The sequence below is a fragment of the Mesorhizobium sp. M1227 genome (assembly GCF_040318315.1).
GTDB lineage: Bacteria > Pseudomonadota > Alphaproteobacteria > Rhizobiales > Rhizobiaceae > Mesorhizobium.
In genome coordinates, this window is the sequence record NZ_JAMYLZ010000002.1 from 102,408 (window position 1) to 120,713 (window position 18,306).

General features: G+C 63.7%; 21 protein-coding genes. 12 read left to right on the forward strand and 9 right to left on the reverse strand.

Annotated features, from left to right (window positions below; all coding sequences use genetic code 11):
- Window positions 1-6: 6 nt before the first annotated feature.
- From NKH28_RS03755 to NKH28_RS03775, 5 genes are read left to right on the forward strand one after another with little or no spacing between them, the layout of a single operon-like run.
- Window positions 7-864: an MBL fold metallo-hydrolase gene (locus NKH28_RS03755; protein ID WP_352617754.1), complete on the forward strand. Its 858-nt coding sequence runs from the start codon at window positions 7-9 to the stop codon at window positions 862-864.
- A 2-nt stretch (window positions 865-866) separates the two neighbouring features.
- Complete coding sequence (locus NKH28_RS03760) at window positions 867-1,220, forward strand: DUF7660 family protein (protein ID WP_352542352.1); 354 nt, start codon at window positions 867-869, stop codon at window positions 1,218-1,220.
- A gap of 17 nt (window positions 1,221-1,237) precedes the next feature.
- Window positions 1,238-2,260, forward strand: coding sequence for a fumarylacetoacetate hydrolase family protein (locus tag NKH28_RS03765; RefSeq protein ID WP_352542353.1), 1,023 nt, complete (start codon window positions 1,238-1,240; stop codon window positions 2,258-2,260).
- Window positions 2,257-2,550 (forward strand): hypothetical protein, encoded by a 294-nt coding sequence (locus NKH28_RS03770; RefSeq protein ID WP_352977861.1) that lies wholly within the window; start codon window positions 2,257-2,259, stop codon window positions 2,548-2,550. The genes NKH28_RS03765 and NKH28_RS03770 overlap by 4 nt, the downstream gene beginning before the upstream one ends.
- A gap of 4 nt (window positions 2,551-2,554) precedes the next feature.
- A complete protein-coding gene (locus NKH28_RS03775) occupies window positions 2,555-3,109 on the forward strand; it encodes a DinB family protein (protein WP_352542355.1) in 555 nt (184 codons plus the stop codon).
- On the opposite strand, the gene NKH28_RS03780 is transcribed toward NKH28_RS03775, so the two are convergent.
- From NKH28_RS03780 to hppD, 3 genes are all read right to left on the reverse strand, one after another.
- A complete protein-coding gene (locus tag NKH28_RS03780) occupies window positions 3,110-3,487 on the reverse strand; it encodes a type II toxin-antitoxin system VapC family toxin (RefSeq protein ID WP_352542356.1) in 378 nt (125 codons plus the stop codon).
- On the reverse strand, window positions 3,484-3,708 hold the full coding sequence (locus NKH28_RS03785) for a type II toxin-antitoxin system Phd/YefM family antitoxin (protein WP_352542357.1): 225 nt from the start codon (window positions 3,706-3,708) through the stop codon (window positions 3,484-3,486). The genes NKH28_RS03780 and NKH28_RS03785 overlap by 4 nt, the downstream gene beginning before the upstream one ends.
- Window positions 3,709-3,777: 69 nt before the next feature.
- Entirely contained in the window at window positions 3,778-4,893 is a 1,116-nt protein-coding gene (gene hppD, locus NKH28_RS03790) for a 4-hydroxyphenylpyruvate dioxygenase (protein ID WP_352542358.1), read from the reverse strand.
- A gap of 141 nt (window positions 4,894-5,034) precedes the next feature.
- On the opposite strand from hppD, the gene NKH28_RS03795 reads away from it, so the two are divergent.
- Window positions 5,035-5,502, forward strand: a complete 468-nt coding sequence (locus NKH28_RS03795) for an Lrp/AsnC family transcriptional regulator (protein WP_023674409.1) — start codon at window positions 5,035-5,037, stop codon at window positions 5,500-5,502.
- Window positions 5,503-5,595: 93 nt separating this feature from the next.
- On the opposite strand, the gene NKH28_RS03800 is transcribed toward NKH28_RS03795, so the two are convergent.
- The 4 genes from NKH28_RS03800 to aztA form a co-directional block, all read right to left on the reverse strand.
- Window positions 5,596-5,934 carry a protein tyrosine phosphatase family protein gene (locus NKH28_RS03800; RefSeq protein WP_352473646.1) on the reverse strand — a complete coding sequence of 113 codons (339 nt, stop codon included), beginning with the start codon at window positions 5,932-5,934 and terminating at the stop codon, window positions 5,596-5,598.
- Between the two features lie 122 nt (window positions 5,935-6,056).
- A complete protein-coding gene (gene aztC / locus NKH28_RS03805) occupies window positions 6,057-6,998 on the reverse strand; it encodes a zinc ABC transporter substrate-binding protein AztC (RefSeq protein ID WP_352473647.1) in 942 nt (313 codons plus the stop codon).
- 22 nt (window positions 6,999-7,020) lie between these two features.
- Window positions 7,021-7,896, reverse strand: coding sequence for a zinc ABC transporter permease AztB (gene aztB, locus NKH28_RS03810; RefSeq protein WP_352542391.1), 876 nt, complete (start codon window positions 7,894-7,896; stop codon window positions 7,021-7,023).
- Window positions 7,896-8,708, reverse strand: a complete 813-nt coding sequence (aztA, locus tag NKH28_RS03815; protein WP_352682126.1) for a zinc ABC transporter ATP-binding protein AztA — start codon at window positions 8,706-8,708, stop codon at window positions 7,896-7,898. The genes aztB and aztA overlap by 1 nt, the downstream gene beginning before the upstream one ends.
- A 211-nt stretch (window positions 8,709-8,919) precedes the next feature.
- On the opposite strand from aztA, the gene NKH28_RS03820 reads away from it, so the two are divergent.
- The gene (locus NKH28_RS03820) at window positions 8,920-9,264 is read left to right on the forward strand and encodes a RidA family protein (RefSeq protein WP_023674415.1); all 345 of its coding nucleotides are present in this window, start codon (window positions 8,920-8,922) and stop codon (window positions 9,262-9,264) included.
- Between the two features lie 401 nt (window positions 9,265-9,665).
- Here the strand turns inward: NKH28_RS03820 and hutC are convergent, their stop codons facing one another.
- Together hutC and NKH28_RS03830 are read right to left on the reverse strand one after the other, a co-directional pair.
- Window positions 9,666-10,427: a histidine utilization transcriptional repressor HutC gene (gene hutC, locus NKH28_RS03825; protein WP_352682124.1), complete on the reverse strand. Its 762-nt coding sequence runs from the start codon at window positions 10,425-10,427 to the stop codon at window positions 9,666-9,668.
- Window positions 10,424-11,776 (reverse strand): formimidoylglutamate deiminase, encoded by a 1,353-nt coding sequence (locus NKH28_RS03830; protein WP_352819686.1) that lies wholly within the window; start codon window positions 11,774-11,776, stop codon window positions 10,424-10,426. Before NKH28_RS03830 ends, hutC begins: the two co-directional genes overlap by 4 nt.
- A gap of 98 nt (window positions 11,777-11,874) precedes the next feature.
- On the opposite strand from NKH28_RS03830, the gene hutI reads away from it, so the two are divergent.
- From hutI to NKH28_RS03855, 5 genes are all read left to right on the forward strand, one after another.
- Window positions 11,875-13,125 (forward strand): imidazolonepropionase, encoded by a 1,251-nt coding sequence (hutI, locus tag NKH28_RS03835; protein WP_352682120.1) that lies wholly within the window; start codon window positions 11,875-11,877, stop codon window positions 13,123-13,125.
- Window positions 13,122-14,657: a histidine ammonia-lyase gene (gene hutH, locus NKH28_RS03840; protein WP_352571517.1), complete on the forward strand. Its 1,536-nt coding sequence runs from the start codon at window positions 13,122-13,124 to the stop codon at window positions 14,655-14,657. The genes hutI and hutH overlap by 4 nt, the downstream gene beginning before the upstream one ends.
- Before the next feature lie 409 nt (window positions 14,658-15,066).
- Window positions 15,067-15,885: an N-formylglutamate deformylase gene (gene hutG / locus NKH28_RS03845; protein ID WP_352819688.1), complete on the forward strand. Its 819-nt coding sequence runs from the start codon at window positions 15,067-15,069 to the stop codon at window positions 15,883-15,885.
- Window positions 15,886-15,917: 32 nt separating this feature from the next.
- A complete protein-coding gene (gene hutU / locus NKH28_RS03850) occupies window positions 15,918-17,588 on the forward strand; it encodes a urocanate hydratase (RefSeq protein ID WP_352819690.1) in 1,671 nt (556 codons plus the stop codon).
- 8 nt (window positions 17,589-17,596) lie between these two features.
- Window positions 17,597-18,184: a HutD/Ves family protein gene (locus tag NKH28_RS03855; RefSeq protein WP_352977863.1), complete on the forward strand. Its 588-nt coding sequence runs from the start codon at window positions 17,597-17,599 to the stop codon at window positions 18,182-18,184.
- The last annotated feature ends 122 nt before the right edge of the window (window positions 18,185-18,306 follow it).

Genomic DNA, 18,306 nt, shown 5'->3' on the forward strand with positions numbered 1-18,306 from the left:
CGTCGCGTGACGGATCGTCTGGTGCTTCTGGGTTCGAAGGGTGGCCCGGCGCTGCGACCCGGCGGCCCGTGGCCGAGTTCGTCGCTGCTGGAGATTGGCGGCCGCACCATCGTCGTCGATTGCGGGCTGGGCGTAACGCGCGGGCTGACCGATGCCGGCATCAGCCTGAAGGCGCTCGACCTGATCTTCATCACGCATTTGCACTCCGACCATGTTCTGGAACTCGGACCTCTCATCCACACCGCCTGGACCGCCGGCCTGGCGGCGCCCGTCACTTTGTTCGGCCCGCCCGGCATCGGCCATTATTGGCAGCGCTTTTGCCAGGCGATGGAGTTCGACATCGAGATCCGCATCGCCGATGAAGGCAGGCCGGATCTCCGCGACCTGGTCTCGATCGTCGAATTTGGTGAAGGCCAGGTGGCCGAAGAGCGCGGTCTCAAAATATCGGCGCTGCGTGTCGACCACCCGCCGGTGACGGACTGCTTTGCGCTGCGCTTCGATCATGCGGGGCAAGGCATCGTCTTTTCGTCGGATACGGCGTTCTTTCCGCCATTGGCGGATTTCGCCGAGGGCGCCGACATTCTGGTCCACGAGGCCATGCTGGAAGAAGGCATCGAGCGGCTGGTCGCGAAGACCGGCAACGGCGCAAGGCTGAGGGAACACCTGCTTGCCAGCCATAGCTTTGCCGAAGAGGCGGGCCGCATTGCTAGTGATGCCAAAGTCAAAAGGCTAGTCGTCAACCACCTCATTCCGGCCGACGATCCCGAGATCGGCGAGGCCGACTGGATTGCCGCCGTCAGGAAAACATGGGCCGGCGACTTGACGATCGCCCGCGACGGCCTTGTTGTGGGGCTTGGGGAGTGAAGATGGCCAACGACAAGCTTTCGGAAGAGGTGCGAAAATCCGAGGAGACATCCTGGGCGCAGCTCTCCTTGTTTCTCGACAGGGTGGAAGACCTGCCGTCTTTCGTCCGGTTCCTCGATGCGCTGCGAAACGACCGTGAGGACGCCGACCGTAAGGAGGCGTTGCGGTCGGCAGGACCTGACATCAGCTGGAATGGCTGGGAAAACAATTCGTTAGCCACTTTTCTTGAGTCGGCTGTCGCTTGGGCCGTCACCTGGAGCAAAGACAGTCGGCGCGGCGACCCGGCGTTTCTAGCGGATGAAAATCCTTGGAAAGCCGCGGCCAGAATTATCTATGCCGGCAAATACTACGAATAAACGCATAGGGAGGACGCATGAAGCTTGCCACATTGAAGGACGGGACGCGCGATGGAAAGCTCGTCGTCGTCTCGCGCGACCTGACGCGGTTTACCGACGCTTCGTTCCTGGTGCGGACGCTGCAGGCCGCACTCGACGACTGGCATCGCATCGCGCCGCATCTCGCTGCCATGGCCGAATCGCTTGAGAATAATGCGGTGCCGTCTGTCCGCTTTCACGAGCATGACGCCCATTCGCCGCTGCCGCGCGCCTATCAATGGGCCGACGGCTCGGCCTATGTGAACCATGTCGAGCTGGTGCGAAAGGCGCGCGGCGTCGAGATGCCGCCAAGCTTCTGGACCGACCCGCTGATCTACCAGGGCGGCTCAGACTCCTTTCTCGCACCGCGCGACCCGATCCGGATGGCCGACGAGGCCTTGGGCATCGATATGGAAGGAGAGGTCGCCGTCATCGTCGACGATGTGTCGATAGGCGCAAGCCTCGATGAGGCGCGGGCGGCGATCCGGCTCGTCATGCTGGTCAACGATGTAACGCTGCGCGGCCTGACCGGACCCGAGCTCGCCAAGGGGTTCGGCTTCTACCAGTCGAAACCGTCATCGGCCTTTTCGCCGGTTGCGGTGACGCCGGACGAGCTGGGCGATGCCTGGGACGGCGGCAAGGTCAGCCTGCCGCTGCTGGTCGATCTCAACGGCAAACCGTTCGGCCGGGCGAACGCCGGCATCGACATGACCTTCGACTTTCCGGCGCTGATTGTTCACGCCGCAAAAACGCGGCCGCTGGCCGCCGGCACCATTATCGGTTCGGGCACCGTCTCCAACAAGCTCGACGGCGGGCCGGGCAAGCCTGTCTCGGCGGGCGGTGCCGGCTATTCCTGCGTCGCCGAGCTGCGTATGATCGAGACCATCGAAACCGGCGGACCGAAAACGCCGTTCCTGCGCTTTGGTGATAGCGTGCGCATCGAGATGAAGGACAGGGGCGGGCATTCGATCTTCGGCGCCATCGAGCAGAAGGTCGAGAAGTACGAGGGGGCAAGAGAATGACGGGCGAGACATTCTATCTGCTGTGCGGTGTCTGGGCCCTTGTCATGCTGGCGATCTTCATCCTGGCGATCCGGCTGAGCTATCGCGTCGAGGCGCGCTCGCCCGGCCTGACCAACCGCAGCGGCTTTCCGCGCAAGGCGATGATGTTCCACACCGTCACCAACACGAATGTCGCGCTGGACCAGGAAACGCAAGCCATGCGGCGGCGCATGATCGGGCTGCTGCTGACTGTTTTGGCTGGGTTTGCGCTTCTATGGGCGGGTGTGTCGCTATTCCGGGTCGCGCCGTGAAGTCATGGACCTGCTGAACCATTTCCGGCGCATGGCAGCCAACAATCTGTGGTCCAACGACCGGCTCTACCGCGCCGTGCTGCAGCTTGAGCCCGGCGAATTCGAAGCCGAACGGACGAGCTTCTTTCCGTCGATCAAGGCAACGCTGAACCACATCCTGGCGGTCGATCACCTCTATCTCGATTTTCTCGAAGAGGGCGGCGTCGGCGCCGCCGCCCATGACGATTTTGTGCCGTTCAATGATGCCAAGGCGCTTTTTGTTGCACAGGCGGAGGCCGATCGGCGGCTGATCGCCTTTTGCGGCCGCCTGTCGGCGGACGATCTCGAGCGCCGCGTTCTCACCGACCGGCGCGAGGACGGCATGATACCGGAACGGATCGGTGACCTGCTCGCCCATCTCTTCATCCACGACATCCATCATCGCGGCCAGGTGCACGCGATGCTATCCGGCACCTCGGTGAAACCGCCGCAACTCGACGAGTTCTTGCTCGGCTATGATCTGAAACTCAGGAAAGCGGAGGTTGAGCGGCTGGGCTTGCGAGACCAACTGCTTGGATAATCATGCCAAAGCCACATCGTAACGAGCGAAATGCGGGTCGGATGTCAGGATGGTGAGGTTCTCCACTTGCGCCTGCGCAATCAGAAGTCTGTCGAACGGATCACCATGGTGGTGGGGTAGGCCGCCGACGGCGTTCGCGTGCTGGAAGGTTACGGCGAGCGGCTGAAATTGCATCCTTGGAAGCAGCGCTGGCAGATCGTCCGGCGCATTAAGTTTTCTGATCGAACGTTTGATGGCAATTTCCCAGACGCTTGCCGCGCTCGCGAACACCACCGCTTCCGAAGCCAGAATGACGCGGTGGTGCTCGCTAAGACGTCGATCGTCCGAAATCGACCAGAGGATGATGTGTGTGTCGGCGAGAAACGGGCCGACCGTCATTTCACGTACTCATCCCACTCGGGACCGAGTTCATCAAAATCGTCCGCAATCCGGATCTTGCCCTTCAACGCGCCTATACGCGGCAGGGGTTCGGCCACTGCCGGAGGTACGATACGCGCCGCCGCCTTGCCGTGGCGTGTGAGCACGATCTCCTCGCCGGCTTCCGCGCGGCTGACGAGTTCCGACAATTTGGCCTTGGCTTCGGCAATTGAAACATTCATGGTCAGACCTCTTATGACCAGAATTTAGGTCATAATTGATCAAACCACAAGGCACCTCGGCCGAGTTGGCTACGCTGCCTTGCCGTCCACCTTCAGCACGCCGCGCTTGATCTGGTCCTGCTCGATCGATTCGAACAAGGCGCGGAAATTGCCCTCGCCAAAGCCTTCGTCGCCCTTCCTCTGGATGAACTCGAAGAAGATCGGGCCGATCACTGTCCTGGAAAAGATCTGCAGCAGGATCTTGGTCGTGCCGCCGTCGACGACGCCTTCGCCGTCGATCAGGATACCGTGCTTCTTCATGCGCTCGATCGGCTCTTCATGGCCGTTCACGCGGGCATAAGACATGTCGTAATAGGTCTCCGGCGGGCCCGGCATGAACTTCAGGCCGTTGGCGGCGAGCCTGTCGGTGCCGCCGTAGATGTCGTCGGTGCCGACGGCGATGTGCTGGATGCCCTCGCCATTATACTTCTTCAGATATTCGGCGATCTGGCTGGTCTCGTCCTTGGACTCGTTGAGCGGAATGCGGATCTTGCCGCAGGGCGAGGTGATGGCGCGGCTGACCAGGCCGGTGATCTTGCCGTCGATGTCGAAGAAATGGATCTGTTTGAAGCCGAACAGGTCGCGATAGAAATCCCACCATTTGTCCATCTGGCCGCGATAGACATTGTGGGTGAGGTGGTCGAGGTAATAGAAGCCGACGCCTTCCGGCTTCGGGTCACGCTCGCCCAGCCAGTCGAACTCGGCATCATAGGCCGAGCCCTTCTCGCCGTAGGTTTCGATGAAATAGAGCAGAGACCCGCCGATACCGACGATCGCCGGCACATCGAGCGTCTTGTCGTTGCCTTCATAGGGCGTCGCGCCCTTGGCCACCGCGTGATCGAAGGCATGCCTTGCATCGACCACCCGCCACGCCATCGAGGCGGCGCAAGGGCCGTGCTTGTCGACGAATTTCATGGCATGCGAGCCGGGTTCGGCATTGACGACATAGTTGATGTCGCCCTGCCGCCAGACGGTGATGTCCTTGCTGCGGTGCTTGGCCACCGGCACATAGCCCATGCGGGTGAACAACTCGGCGAGCTTTTCCGGCTTGGCATGCGCGAATTCGACGAACTCGAAGCCGTCGGTACCGGCGGGATTGGTTTTGCTGATCGTGGCGGGCGGTGCGTCGTGCGGGAAGGGACCCATGGCAGTGTCCTCCAAAGCTGTTGTTGGCCGGGAAAAGCCATCTCAACACAATGATAACGCGGACGCGGTGCATGGTGCTTGCATTCAAACGCTTGAAATGATCAGATAATGCGTGAATTGTGCATATGTTTGGAAAAATCCATGGATGAGGCGCGCATCGACCAGTTTGACCGCAAGATAATGGCTCTATTGCAGGGCGATGCACGGCTGACCAACAACGATCTGTCGGAACGGGTGAACCTGTCCGCGTCGCAGTGCTCGCGTCGTCGCCAGCGGCTGGAGGAGGACGGCTATATCAAGGGTTACCGGGCGGTGCTCGACCGCGACAAGCTCGGTTTTTCCCTGGTCAATGTCATCTCGGTGACGCTCGCCACCCACAACCGCGACAATGCGCGGCGCTTCGGCGAATTGGTGGCGCGGCTGCCGCAAGTGCAGGAAGCGCACGCGCTGACCGGCGAGATGGATTATATATTGAAAGTGGTGACGCCCGATCTCAAATCATTGTCGGAGTTCGTCAACGGCGTGCTGCTGCCGCACGAATCGGTGCAGCACGTGAAGACGGCGATCGTGCTTGAGACATTGAAGGAAACCGGCGCGCTGCCGATTTAGCCCAGACGGCTTTTCGTTAGATATGGCGGAGGGGGGTATGAAGGATCGCCACAGTGCGGAACTTGACTTCCTCCGCTCGGAACGTGAGGCCTCTCACCCCTTCGACTGCTTGATCAGCCCATAGAGATTGGTGCAGCGGGCGCCGGAGCGGCAATAGGCGAAGACCGGGCTTTCGAGTTCGTCAAGCGCCTCGGCCTGGTCTTCGACATTCTCGGCCGTGATCTGGCCGCTGATGACAGGGATGTAGCGGAAGGCGAGCCCGGCGCCCTCGACCGCCGCTTTGACGGTGTCGGCCGATGGCTGGCCGGGCTGCTCGTCGTCCGGCCGGTTGCAGATCACGCTCTTGAAGCCGGCGGCCTTGATGGTCGCGACATCCTCGGGCTGGATCTGGCCCGAGACCGAATAGTCCTCGCTGATCTGACGGTATTCCATGGCAGTGTCCTCACAATCTGGCTAGCGGCAGTCTTGCCACTCCCGGACCCGGTCGGCAACAGCCATTAGATAGAAATCCGGCCGGGCAATTTCAGCCCGACCGGATGGAGTGACTAGACAGCTCAGCTGCCGAGGATCGCGCCTTTGATCTGGGCGATGTTGTTGTGCATCAGGTCGATATAGGTCGCGGCCGGGCCGTCGGGCTGCGACAACGCATCGGAATAGAGCGTGCCGCCCACCTTGATGCCGGTCTCGCTGGCGATCTGCTCGATCAGCCGCGGGTTGGTGATGTTCTCGACGAAGATCGCCGCCGCCTTGTCCTGCTTCACCTGGCTGACCAGCTTGGCGACGTCGGCGGCGGAGGGCTCCGACTCGGTCGACACGCCTTCCGGGGCCAGGAACGTCAAGCCGTAGGCCTGCTCGAAATAGCCGAAGGCGTCATGCGAGGTGATGACGACGCGCTTCTCCTGCGGGATCGACTGGATCGCCGCCTGCACTTCGCCCTCAAGCGCCTCGAGCTTTTGCGTATAAGCGGCTGCATTGGCCTTGTAGCTGTCGCAACCCGCAGCGTCGGCCGTGCAAAAGGCGTCGGCGATGTTCTTCACATAGATCTTGGCATTGGCGATCGACTGGAAGGCATGCGGATCGGTGACCGTCTTGCCGCCATCGGTTTCCGCGCCTTCGGCGGCATCGGCCTCGGCGAATTCGGGTTTGAAATTGATCGGCGTGACCCCCTTGGTCAGCACGGCAATCGAAGCCTTGGTGGCGCTGGCGTCGACCAGGCGCTGCAGAAAACCTTCGAAATGCAGGCCGTTGACCAGCACGATGTCGGCCTTGGCCATCGTCACAGCATCGGCGGGGCTCGGCTCGTAGACGTGGGCGTCGCCGTCCGGCCCGACGATGGTGGTCAGATCGATGCGGTCGCCGCCGACATTCTTGGCGAAATCGGCGATGATCGTGAAGCTGGCGACCACTTTCAACGGCTCTGCGAAGGCCGAAGATGCGCCAAAGGCGGTTAATGTTATAACGCTCACGGCCAAAGCGGCGCGGATCGATTTCAGCATGGACAGTTTCTCCTTGTTGGGATCAGGCAGTTCTGTGGCGGTGATGGACGATGCGGGCGCGCAGGATGCCGCGCGTGCCGAACAGGATCGAGGCGAAATAGACGACGCCGGCGGACAGGATGATGGCCGGGCCGGAGGGCAATGACGCATGGTAGGACAACAGCAGCCCGGCAATGCAGGAGGCAAAGCCGATTACTGTGGCCAGCACGCACATCGGCTCGACGCGCGAGGTCCAGAAGCGGGCCGCCGCTGCCGGCAGCATCATCAGTCCGACCGACAGCAAGGTGCCGAGCGCCTGGAAGCCGCCGACGAGGTTGAGCACGACGAGGCCGAGAAAGATGAAATGCACCGGGCTGCCCATCCGGCTGACCGAGCGCAGGAACAAAGGGTCGAGGCATTCGGCGACCAGCGCCCGCCAGAAGGTGGCGAGGCTGACCAGCGTCACCACGACGATGCCGCCGATCAGCGTCAGCGCCTCGTTGTTGAGCGCCAGCACGGTGCCGAACAGCACATGCATGAGATCGACGCTGGAGCCGCGGATCGACACCATGAGCACGCCGATGGCCAGCGAAATCAGGTAGAAGGCCGCCATCGAGGCGTCCTCGCGCTGGATGGTGAAGCGCGAGACGGCGCCGGCGCCGAGCGCCACGATGATGCCGGCGATCAGTCCGCCGATCGTCATCGGCAGGATCTCCAGGCCATAGAACAGGAAGCCGGCGGCGGCACCCGGCAGGATGGCATGCGCCATGGCATCGCCGGACAGGCTCATGCGCCGCAGCATCAGGAACACGCCGACCGGGCAGGCGCCGAGCGACAGCATCATCGAACCGGCAAGCGCCCGCTGCATGAAGGCGTAGTCGGCGAAAGGAGCGACGAACAGACCGTAAAGCACCTCCATCATGCTGCCCTCGGCCCGGAGCCGTGATAATGCTCGTGGTCATGGCTGTGCTCGTGGCCACCGTGCTCGTGATCATGCTCGCCGGGCTCACACCATGGCGCGTTGTCCTCCCAGGCTTCGTGGAAGCGGCGCGCGCGCAACAGATTCTCAGGCCGCAGCGTCTCTTTGGTCTCGCCCCAGGCGATCGGCTGGCGCGCCAGGAGCAGTGTTTCGGGGAAATTCTGCCGCACCAGATCGAGATCGTGGACCACAACCATGATCGTGCGTTCCTCGCCGTGCCAGCGCTTGATCAGCGCGATCAGGTCGCCGACCGTCTTGGCATCGACGGCGTTGAACGGCTCGTCGAGCAGGATGAGCTCGGCATCCTGCAACAGCACGCGGGCAAACAGCGTGCGCTGCAGCTGGCCGCCCGACAGTGTGTCGATCGGGCGCTTCTCGAAGCCGCCGAGGCCGACGGCCATCAGCGCCTTGCTGACCGAGTCGCGGTCTTCCCTCGTATAACGGCCGAGCATGCCGCGCCGCGGCCACAGGCCAAGCGAAACCAGGTCGACGACCCGGGCCGGAAAGGAGCGGTCGAGCTCCGATTGCTGCGGCAGATAGGCGGCGCGTACGCCGGGCGCCCGGATCACCGCGCCGGCCATCGGCTTCAGGACGCCGACAATGCCCTTCATCAGCGTCGACTTGCCGGAGCCGTTGGCGCCGACGACCGCCGTCAGCGATCCCTTGCGGATCGTACCATTGAGGTGGTGGACCGCAGGATGGCTATTGTAGCCCAGCGTCAGGTCGCGGAAGGTCAGGCAGGTTTGGCTCATGTGACGATCCATGGGGCGATGATCGGTGCTGCAGGGGCGGATTCGATATGTGATGTTATTACATTAGTCAACAAGCCAATCGGGCGGAATTGCGGCCGGGCCGTCTTGTTGTGTGCTTTGGCTTGGCTCAAGAAGTTCCGCTCGAGCGGCCTTGCCCCCGGCGAACCCGGCCCCTAAACAGGCGCAGCGACAAGAGGAGAAGGAATATCCAATGAGCATTCGTCGTATCGATGTAGGCCCGCGCATGAGCCAGATCGTCATCCACGGCAACACCGTCTATCTGGCCGGTCAGGTCGGCAAGCCGGGCGGAAACGTCGGTGCCCAGACCAGGGACATTCTGGCGGCGATCGACGAATTGCTGGCCAAGGCCGGCACCGACAAGACCAAGATCCTGCAGGCGATCATCTGGCTGGCCGACATGAGCACCTTTGCCGAGATGAACGCGGAGTGGGACAAATGGGTACCGCAAGGCAACACGCCGGCCCGCGCCACCGGCGAAGCCAAGCTTGCCGGACCGGAATATCTGGTCGAGATTATTGTTACCGCGGCGATTTGAGGCGCGGCTCCTAACCCTCCCCCCTCAAGGGGAGGGTCGGCGAGTAGTCGGAGCGAAGCGGAGACTGCGAGACTGGGTGGGGTCGGCGAGGTTGCACCGACCCCAACCCGCGTCACAAATGCCGCCATGCGGCAATTTGCTCCGCGACCCTCCCCTTGAGGGGCAGCGCCATCGCAGGTGGAGAGCCGAGGCTTTCGCTCTACGATGTACCCCCACCCCTAACCCCTCCCCACAAGGGGGAGGGAGACTTCCGTTGGCGCTGACCTCGGCAAATTTGCCTGCCTTTCGGCGCCAAAAGGGGAAGTAAGGGCATGCGGCAGCGTTCCCTCCCCCTTGTGGGGAGGGTTAGGGTGGGGGTCCATCTTCGTAAGAATCCAAATGCGATTGCCCTGCCTTGAGGGTTACCCCCTTGACGGCGTGAACCGCGCCACCAGCGTGTGGTTCTCTGCCGCATAGGTGAAGCGGACATGGGTGACGGGGTGCTCGGCGCTCCATGTCCGCCGCTCGATCACCAGGCACGGCGCACCGGTCTGGATGTCGAGCGCCGCCGCGATGTGCTTTTCGGCGGCAACGGCGCGAATCCGATGCTCGGCGGCACTCCACGGCACGCGCCCGATCAGCCACGGACCGGGCGCCGTGTCGAAAAACGCCTCTTCGACAGCCTCCGGCACGGCGGCCAGATTGATCAGCCGCTGCTCGTGGGCGAACGGCCGCTTGCCGGCGAAATGCCGGCATTCCAGCACCAGCACCGGCCCGGCGACGTCGAGTTCCAGCAGGGCGCGGTCGTCGGCGCTGCTGCGCCTTCTGTTTCGCGCCATGCGCTCATAGCGGTAGGGCAGGCCAAGTGCCTCGACCTCGATCCGGATGTCGTGGATTTCGAGAACGGCTGCCTGCGACTGCGGCTGGCGGACAAAACTGCCCGAGCGACGCCGGCGCTCGATCAGCCCGGCCTTGGCCAGTTGCGACAGGGCCTTGTTCACTGTCATGCGCGAACATCTGTATTCGGCCGTCAGTTCATGCTCGAACGGGATGCGGTGGCCGGGCGCCCAGGCACCCGACAGGATCCGTTCGCTGATGTCCGACAGGATGCGCTGGTGCAGCGAAAGAACCTCGCCGCCGTCCGCGCTTCCGGAATCCGCGCTTATTGTCCCGATCATGCTCATGCCGAAAGCGCCGTCATCACCTTGCGGAAGCGCTCGGCGATGGCATCGCGCCTGGCATGCATGCCGCCGCTGACCAGTTTCTTGCCATGCACCCAGACGCAATCGACCTTGGTGCCGTTGGCAAAAATCCAGGCATCAAGGATTGCATCGCCCGTCTTGCCGGCCAGCGATGGATGCTTGCCGTCGAGCGAGACGAAATCGGCCGAGGCACCTGCTGCGATCTGCGAGAGGCCGGCGCCCAACGCGGCACTGCCACCATCGAGCGCTGCATCGAACAAAGCACGGCCGGTCGAGCCACCGGCCACCGCCAGCACGTTGCGGGCGCGGTGGGCGAGGCGCTGCGAATATTCGAGCTGCCGCAACTCGTCCGGCAGGCCGATCAGTACGTTTGAATCCGAGCCGATGCCGAAGCGGCCGCCATGCTGCATGAACAAGGACGCGGCAAAGGTGCCGTCGCCGAGATTGGCCTCGGTGATCGGGCAGAGGCCGGCAACGGCGCCGCTTTTCGTCATTTGCACCGTCTCGGTCTCGGTCATGTGCGTAGCGTGGATGAGACACCAGCGCCGGTCGACCTTGGCGTTGGCAAGCAGCCATTCGACCGGCCGCGCCCCGGACCAGGCAAGGCAGTCCTCGACCTCCTTCATCTGCTCGGCGATGTGGATGTGGATCGGCCCCTCCGGCGCCATCACCGTGATGTCTTCCAGTTCCTCCGGTGTCACGGCACGCAGGCTGTGCGGGGCGACGCCGACGACGCCTTGATTCAGCGCGCGAATGGAGTCTCGGCATTTGTCAACAAGCCGCGAGAACTGGTTCACATCGTTGATGAACCGGCGCTGGCCTTCATTTGGCGCAGCGCCGCCGAAAGAGGAATGCGCGTAGGACACGGGCAGCAAAGTCAGCCCGATGCCTGTCTCGGACGCTGCGGCAACAATGCGCTGCGCCATCTCGGCGATGTCAGCATAGGGCCGGCCATCACGGTCGTGGTGGAGATAGTGAAACTCGCCGACGCGCGAGAACCCGGCCTCCAGCAACTCGACATAAAGCTGGGCCGCGACCGCCTCGACCTGGTCCGGCGTCATCGACAGCGCGAAACGGTACATCACCTCGCGCCAGCTCCAGAAACTGTCGGCGGAAGGGCCGCGCAATTCAGCAAGGCCGGCCATGCCGCGCTGGAAGGCATGGCTGTGCAGGTTCGGCATGCCGGACAAAAGGATGGCACGGCGCTCGTCGCCGGGCAGGAGCGAGGTATTCGCCTCGACCGTGGCGATCCTGCCGTCGGAGATGACGATCCGCACATTGCTGTGCCAGCCGTCGGGCAGAAGCGCCTGTTCTGCAAAGATTGCTGTCACGTTTTTCTCCAAATCCCGGTCTGCCGTGCGATGATAGCGCTTGCAGTGCCTTTTCATATGTATATACATAATCGTCACCTATTGAAATGGAAAAGATGATGGCTGCAGAGAGCAAAAGCCGGGCAGGGGAGGTTCGCCTCTGGCGCAATGCGCGCCTCGCGACCATGGCCGAAAGCAGCCCCGGGTCAGGCGTTGTCGAGCACGGTGCAATCGCCGTGCGCAATGGCCGGATCGTCTATGCCGGGCCGGAAGCCGACATGCCGGCAGCGCTCCGCCCCAGAGCACTTGGCAAAGACGCCGAGGCGACCGACTGCGAAGGCCGCTGGATTACGCCCGGCCTGATCGACTGCCACACCCATCTGGTTCACGCCGACAACCGTGCCAATGAATTCGAGATGCGGCTGGCCGGCGCTACCTATGAAGAGGTTGCCAAGGCCGGCGGCGGCATCGTTTCCTCGGTCAAGGCACTGCGCGCCGCCGGCGAGGACGAGCTGGTCGCCCAGTCGCTGCCGCGCCTCGATGCGCTGATCGCCGAAGGCGTCACCACCGTCGAGATCAAATCCGGCTACGGTCTCGACCTCGAAAACGAGAAGAAGTCGCTGCGCGCCGCACGACGGCTCGGCGGTGAGCGGCCGGTGACGGTCAGGACCACTTTCCTCGGTGCTCATGCACTGCCGCCCGAAGCAAAAGGCGACAAGGACGCTTTTATCGATCTTGTCGCCAACGAGATTTTGCCGGCCGTCGCTGCCGAGGGCCTGGCCGATGCCGTCGACGGCTTTTGCGAAGGCATTGCCTTTTGGCCGGAGCAGATCGCCCGCGTGTTCGATGCCGCAAAGGCTGCGGGCCTGCCGGTCAAGCTCCATGCGGACCAGCTGTCCAATCTGCACGGCGCCGAACTTGCGGCGCGCTATGGTGCGCTATCGGCCGACCACCTCGAATACACCGACGAGGCCGGTGCGGCGGCGATGGCGAAGGCCGGAACCGTGGCGACCATCCTGCCCGGCGCCTACTACTTCATCCGCGAGACCAAGAAGCCGCCGATCGCCTTGTTTCGCCAGCATGGCGTCAGGATGGCCGTTGCCACCGACAACAATCCCGGCACGTCGCCGCTGACCTCGCTGCTGCTGACCATGAACATGGCCGCGACGTTGTTCGGCCTGACCGTCGATGAATGCCTTGCCGGCGTTACCCGCGAGGCTGCCCGCGCGCTCGGGCTGCTTGGACAGACCGGCACGCTGGAGGCCGGAAAATCCGCCGATCTGGCGATCTGGAACGTCGAGCGCCCGGCCGAACTCGTCTACCGCATGGGCTTCAACCCGCTGCATGCCCGCATCTGGAGGGGACAATGACCGAACTCAAGCTAAGGCCGGGCAATGCCACGCTGGCCGATTGGCGCGCCATCTATCGCGGCGCCGCACTGAGGCTCGACGATGCCTGTCGGCCGAAGATCAAGGCCAGCGCCGAGGCCGTCGCCAGGATCGTTGCCAAGGGCGAGCCGGTCTATGGCATCAATACCGGCTTCGGCAAGCTGGCCAGCGTCCGCATCCCCGCCGCCGATCTGGAAACGTTGCAGCGAAATATCGTGCTGTCTCATGCCGCCGGCGTCGGCGAGCCGATGCCCGTCGCAATCTGCCGGCTGATGATGGCGCTGAAGCTGGCCAGCCTGGCACAGGGCGCCTCCGGCGTGCGGCCGCGGACGATCGAGCTGATCGAGGCGATGCTGGCCAACGACGTTATCCCCGTGGTGCCGGCGCAAGGCTCGGTCGGCGCTTCCGGCGACCTTGCGCCGCTGTCGCACATGACCGCCGTGATGATCGGCGTCGGCGAGTGCTTTACCCCGCATGGCCGCTTTCCCGCCAAGGTCGCCTTCGTTTCGCACGGCCTGGAGCCGGTGACACTGGGCGCCAAGGAAGGCCTGGCGCTGCTCAACGGTACCCAGTTTTCGACCGCCTATGCGCTTGCCGCTTTGTTCGAGGCGGAAGTGCTCTACCAGTCGGCACTGGTCGCCGGCGCGCTGTCGACCGATGCCGCCAAGGGCTCCGACGCTCCGTTCGATCCACGCATCCATCTGCTCAGGAAACATCGCGGCCAGATCGAGACGGCCGAGGCGTTGCGCAATTTGATGGCCGGCAGCGCCATCCGTGAATCGCACCGCGTCGGCGACGAGCGCGTGCAGGATCCGTATTGCCTGCGCTGCCAGCCGCAGGTGATGGGCGCAGCACTCGACGTGCTCCGCAAGGCCGCCGAGACGCTCGGCACCGAGGCCAACGGCGTCACCGACAATCCGCTGATCTTTGCCGAGGACGACTCCGCACTTTCGGGCGGCAATTTCCATGCCGAGCCGGTCGCCTTCGCCGCCGACATGATCGCACTCGCCGTCTGCGAGATCGGCTCGCTGTCGGAGCGGCGCATCGCCATGCTGGTCGACCCGGCGCTGTCGGGCATGCCGGCGTTTCTCACGCCCAAGCCGGGTCTGAATTCCGGTTTCATGATCCCTCAGGTCACGGCGGCAGCACTGGTTTCTGAAAACAAGCAAAAGGCCTATCCGGCCAGCGTCGATTCGATCCCGACCTCGGCCAACCAGGAAGACCACGTCTCGATGGCGGCGCATGGCGCGCGCCGCCTCATCGGCATGGTCGAGAATGCGACGGCCGTCATCGGCATCGAATTGCTGGCCGCCGCGCAAGGCTGCGATTTCCACGCACCGCTGGCCTCGAGCGCGGCACTGGAGGCGGTGCGCCGGCTGGTCAGGGCAGAGGTGCCGCATCTCGACAACGACCGGCACTTCCACCCCGACATGGAGAAGGCCATCGCCATGATACGCAGCGGCGCGGCGGTGAAGGCCGCGGGTGCGGTGAAACTGCCGGGCGTTGCGTCATGAGGCGGTGTACCGTGACAGGTCGCGTTCTGTCGCGCCCCCCTCTGTCCTGCCGGACATCTCCCCCTCCAGGGGGGAGATTGGCTGTCGTCTCGGCTTTCGCCAATCTCCAGCGTTGCAGGACTGAGCGAGGCGCCGAAGCTGCCAATCTCCCCACTAGAGGGGGAGATGTCCGGCAGGACAGAGGGGGGCGCTGTCCCGCCGACCTCACCCCGGCAACACCGAAACTTTCAAATCCAGAAACAAAAAACCCGCCTCAAAGGCGGGTCGTCGGGCCGAATCAGCACTATACCGAAATTAGTGGCATAGCTGCCGGCACAAAGCAAGAACAAAATGCGTTGCGAGCGATAAAAACCGAAGTCGGTGTTCAAGGACGATTGCAAAGTCGCGTTCCTTCGCGCGGAGACTTCCGATGACCTCACCCTCCTGGCTCACCGTCACCCAAGGCACAGCACCCCTGCTGGTTTCGATCCCGCATACCGGCATCGATCTCGCCGGCCTCGACAGCCGGCTGGTCTCGCCCTGGCTCGGCCGCCGTGACGCCGACTGGTGGATCGACAAGCTTTATGACTTCGCCGAGAGCCTCGGCGCGACGGTCGTGCATACGGCGATTTCGCGCACCGTTATCGACGTCAACCGCGATCCGTCCGGCGTTTCGCTCTACCCCGGCCAGACGACGACCGGGCTCTGCCCGACAGAGACCTTTGACGGCGATCAGCTCTACCGCAAGGGTGAAGAGCCGGGGCCGTCTGAGATCGACGAGCGCCGCGAGAAGTTCTTCGTACCCTATCATGCCGCCCTGCAGGCTGAGATCGACAGGCTGCACGCTTTGCATGGGAAGGTCGTCGTCTATGACTGCCATTCGATCCGCTCGGTGCTGCCGCGCCTTTTCGAAGGCAAATTGCCGGTCTTCAATCTCGGCACCAATGACGGCAAGAGCGCCGATCCGACGCTGCAAGCGACGGTTGGCCAGATCCTCGCCGAAACCTGCGAGAGTTACGTCGTCAACGGCCGCTTCAAGGGCGGCTGGATCACGCGCCATTTCGGCCAGCCGCAAGCCGGCGTCCACGCGCTGCAGATGGAACTCTCCAACCGCGGCTATATGCGCGAGCCCGAAGGCAAGGGCGAACCGGCTAACTGGCCGGTGCCTTACGAGGCCGAATTCGCGGCGCCGATCCGCGTCACGCTGAAGAAGATCCTGGAAACCGCGATCGCCTGGGCCGAACGCTGACGCGCGGTGCACCTCACTCGAAAGGGACAATCATGACCGATCCTCGCCACAACATCCGTGAAGTGCGCAGCCCGCGCGGCAGCGAGCTCAACGCCCGCACCTGGCTGACGGAAGCGCCGTTGCGCATGCTGATGAACAATCTCGACCCAGACGTCGCCGAAAACCCCAACGAACTGGTCGTCTATGGCGGCATCGGCCGGGCGGCGCGCACCTGGAACGATTTCGACCGCATCGTTGCCTCGCTGAAGACGCTTGGCGACGACGAGACGTTGTTGGTGCAATCGGGCAAGCCGGTCGGCGTGTTCCGCACTCATCCTGACGCCCCGCGTGTGCTGATCGCCAACTCGAATCTCGTGCCGCACTGGGCGACATGGGAGAAATTCAACGAGCTCGATAGAAAGGGCCTGATGATGTACGGCCAGATGACGGCCGGCTCGTGGATCTACATCGGCACGCAAGGCATCGTGCAGGGCACCTACGAGACCTTCGTCGAGGCCGGCCGCCAGCATTATGGCGGCAATCTCAGGGGCAAATGGATCCTGACCGGCGGCCTCGGCGGCATGGGCGGTGCCCAGCCGCTCGCCGCGGTGATGGCCGGCGCCTGCTGCCTGGCCGTCGAATGCGATCCCGATCGCATCGATTTCCGGCTGCGCACCCGCTATGTCGATGAGCGCGCCGACACGCTCGACGAGGCTCTGGAAAAGATCGAGCGCTGGACCAAAGCCGGTGAGGCGAAATCGGTTGGCCTGGTCGGCAACGCCGCCGACATCCTGCCGGAACTGGTGCGGCGCGGCGTGCGCCCCGACATCGTCACCGACCAGACCTCGGCGCATGACCCGCTCAACGGCTATCTGCCCAAGGGCTGGTCGCTGGCCGAGTGGCGCGAGAAACGCACCTCCGACCCGAAGGCCGTCGAAAAAGCTGCCCGCGCGTCGATGCGCGAGCATGTCGAGGCGATGGTGGCGTTCTGGAACGCCGGCGTGCCGACGCTCGACTACGGCAACAACATCCGCCAGGTGGCGAAGGAGGAGGGATTCGAGAATGCTTTTGCCTTCCCGGGTTTCGTGCCGGCTTACATCCGTCCGCTGTTTTGCCGCGGCATCGGCCCGTTCCGCTGGGCAGCGCTTTCCGGCGATCCCGAGGATATCTACAAGACCGACGCCAAGGTGCGCGAGGTGACCCCCGGCAACACCCATCTGCACAACTGGCTCGACATGGCGCGTGAGCGCATCGCCTTCCAGGGCCTGCCGGCGCGCATCTGCTGGGTTGGGCTTGGCGATCGCCACCGGCTCGGCCTCGCCTTCAACGAGATGGTCGCCAGGGGCGAACTGAAAGCGCCGGTGGTCATCGGCCGCGATCACCTCGATTCCGGCTCGGTCGCCTCGCCGAACCGCGAGACGGAGGCGATGAAGGACGGCTCCGATGCCGTCTCCGACTGGCCGTTGCTCAATGCCTTGCTCAACACCGCGTCCGGCGCCACCTGGGTGTCGCTGCACCATGGCGGCGGCGTCGGCATGGGCTTTTCGCAGCATGCCGGCATGGTCATCGTCGCCGACGGCACGCCCGAGGCGGCCAAGCGCCTGGAGCGGGTTCTGTGGAACGATCCGGCGACCGGCGTCATGCGTCACGCCGATGCCGGCTATGACATCGCGATCGAGTGCGCCCGGGAGAACCAGCTCAACCTGCCCGGCATTTTGGGCTGAGCCGCGCCTTGCGCATCCTTCGGGCAGCCGAATACCGGTCGATGCCGTGGAAGAACGGCGGCGGGGTGACGACGGAGATTGCCGTCTCGCCGCCAGGTGCCGGGCTCGACGATTTCGACTGGCGCGTCTCGATGGCGCGCGTCGAGAGCAGCGGGCCGTTCTCCGGCTTCGCCGGCGTCGATCGGACCTTGGCCCTGCTGGAAGGCGAGGGCATGGTCCTCGACATCGCCGGCCGGCTACCGGTCGAAATCACCAAGGCTTCCGCACCGCTTGCCTTTCCGGCCGACGTGCCGACGCAAGCCACGCTGATCGCCGGTCCGATCACCGACCTCAACGTCATGACCCGCCGCGCCCGGGCGATCCACACGGTCGAGCGCCTGCTGATTTCGGCTCCGACGGAGATCCAGGCCGAAGCCGATGAAACACTCATCCTGTGCGTCGACGGCGAACTCAGCGTGGTCGGCGCGGCGCCCATGCAACTTGGCCCGCTCGACGCGCTGTTGCCCGGGACGCAAGTGCCGGAACTGCGCCTCGATCCGGTCCGGCCGGCCATGCTGTTCGTGATCCGCATCGACCGCATTGCCGGCAACGATTAACGTCTGTTTCCAAACATGATCGTGACGCCGGCCAAATATCGCGTAAGCTGGTCGCTGCATCACGAAAAAGCCTGAATCTTCCGCCGATCAGAAGCCGAAACGATGCTCATAGTGCTCGCCTG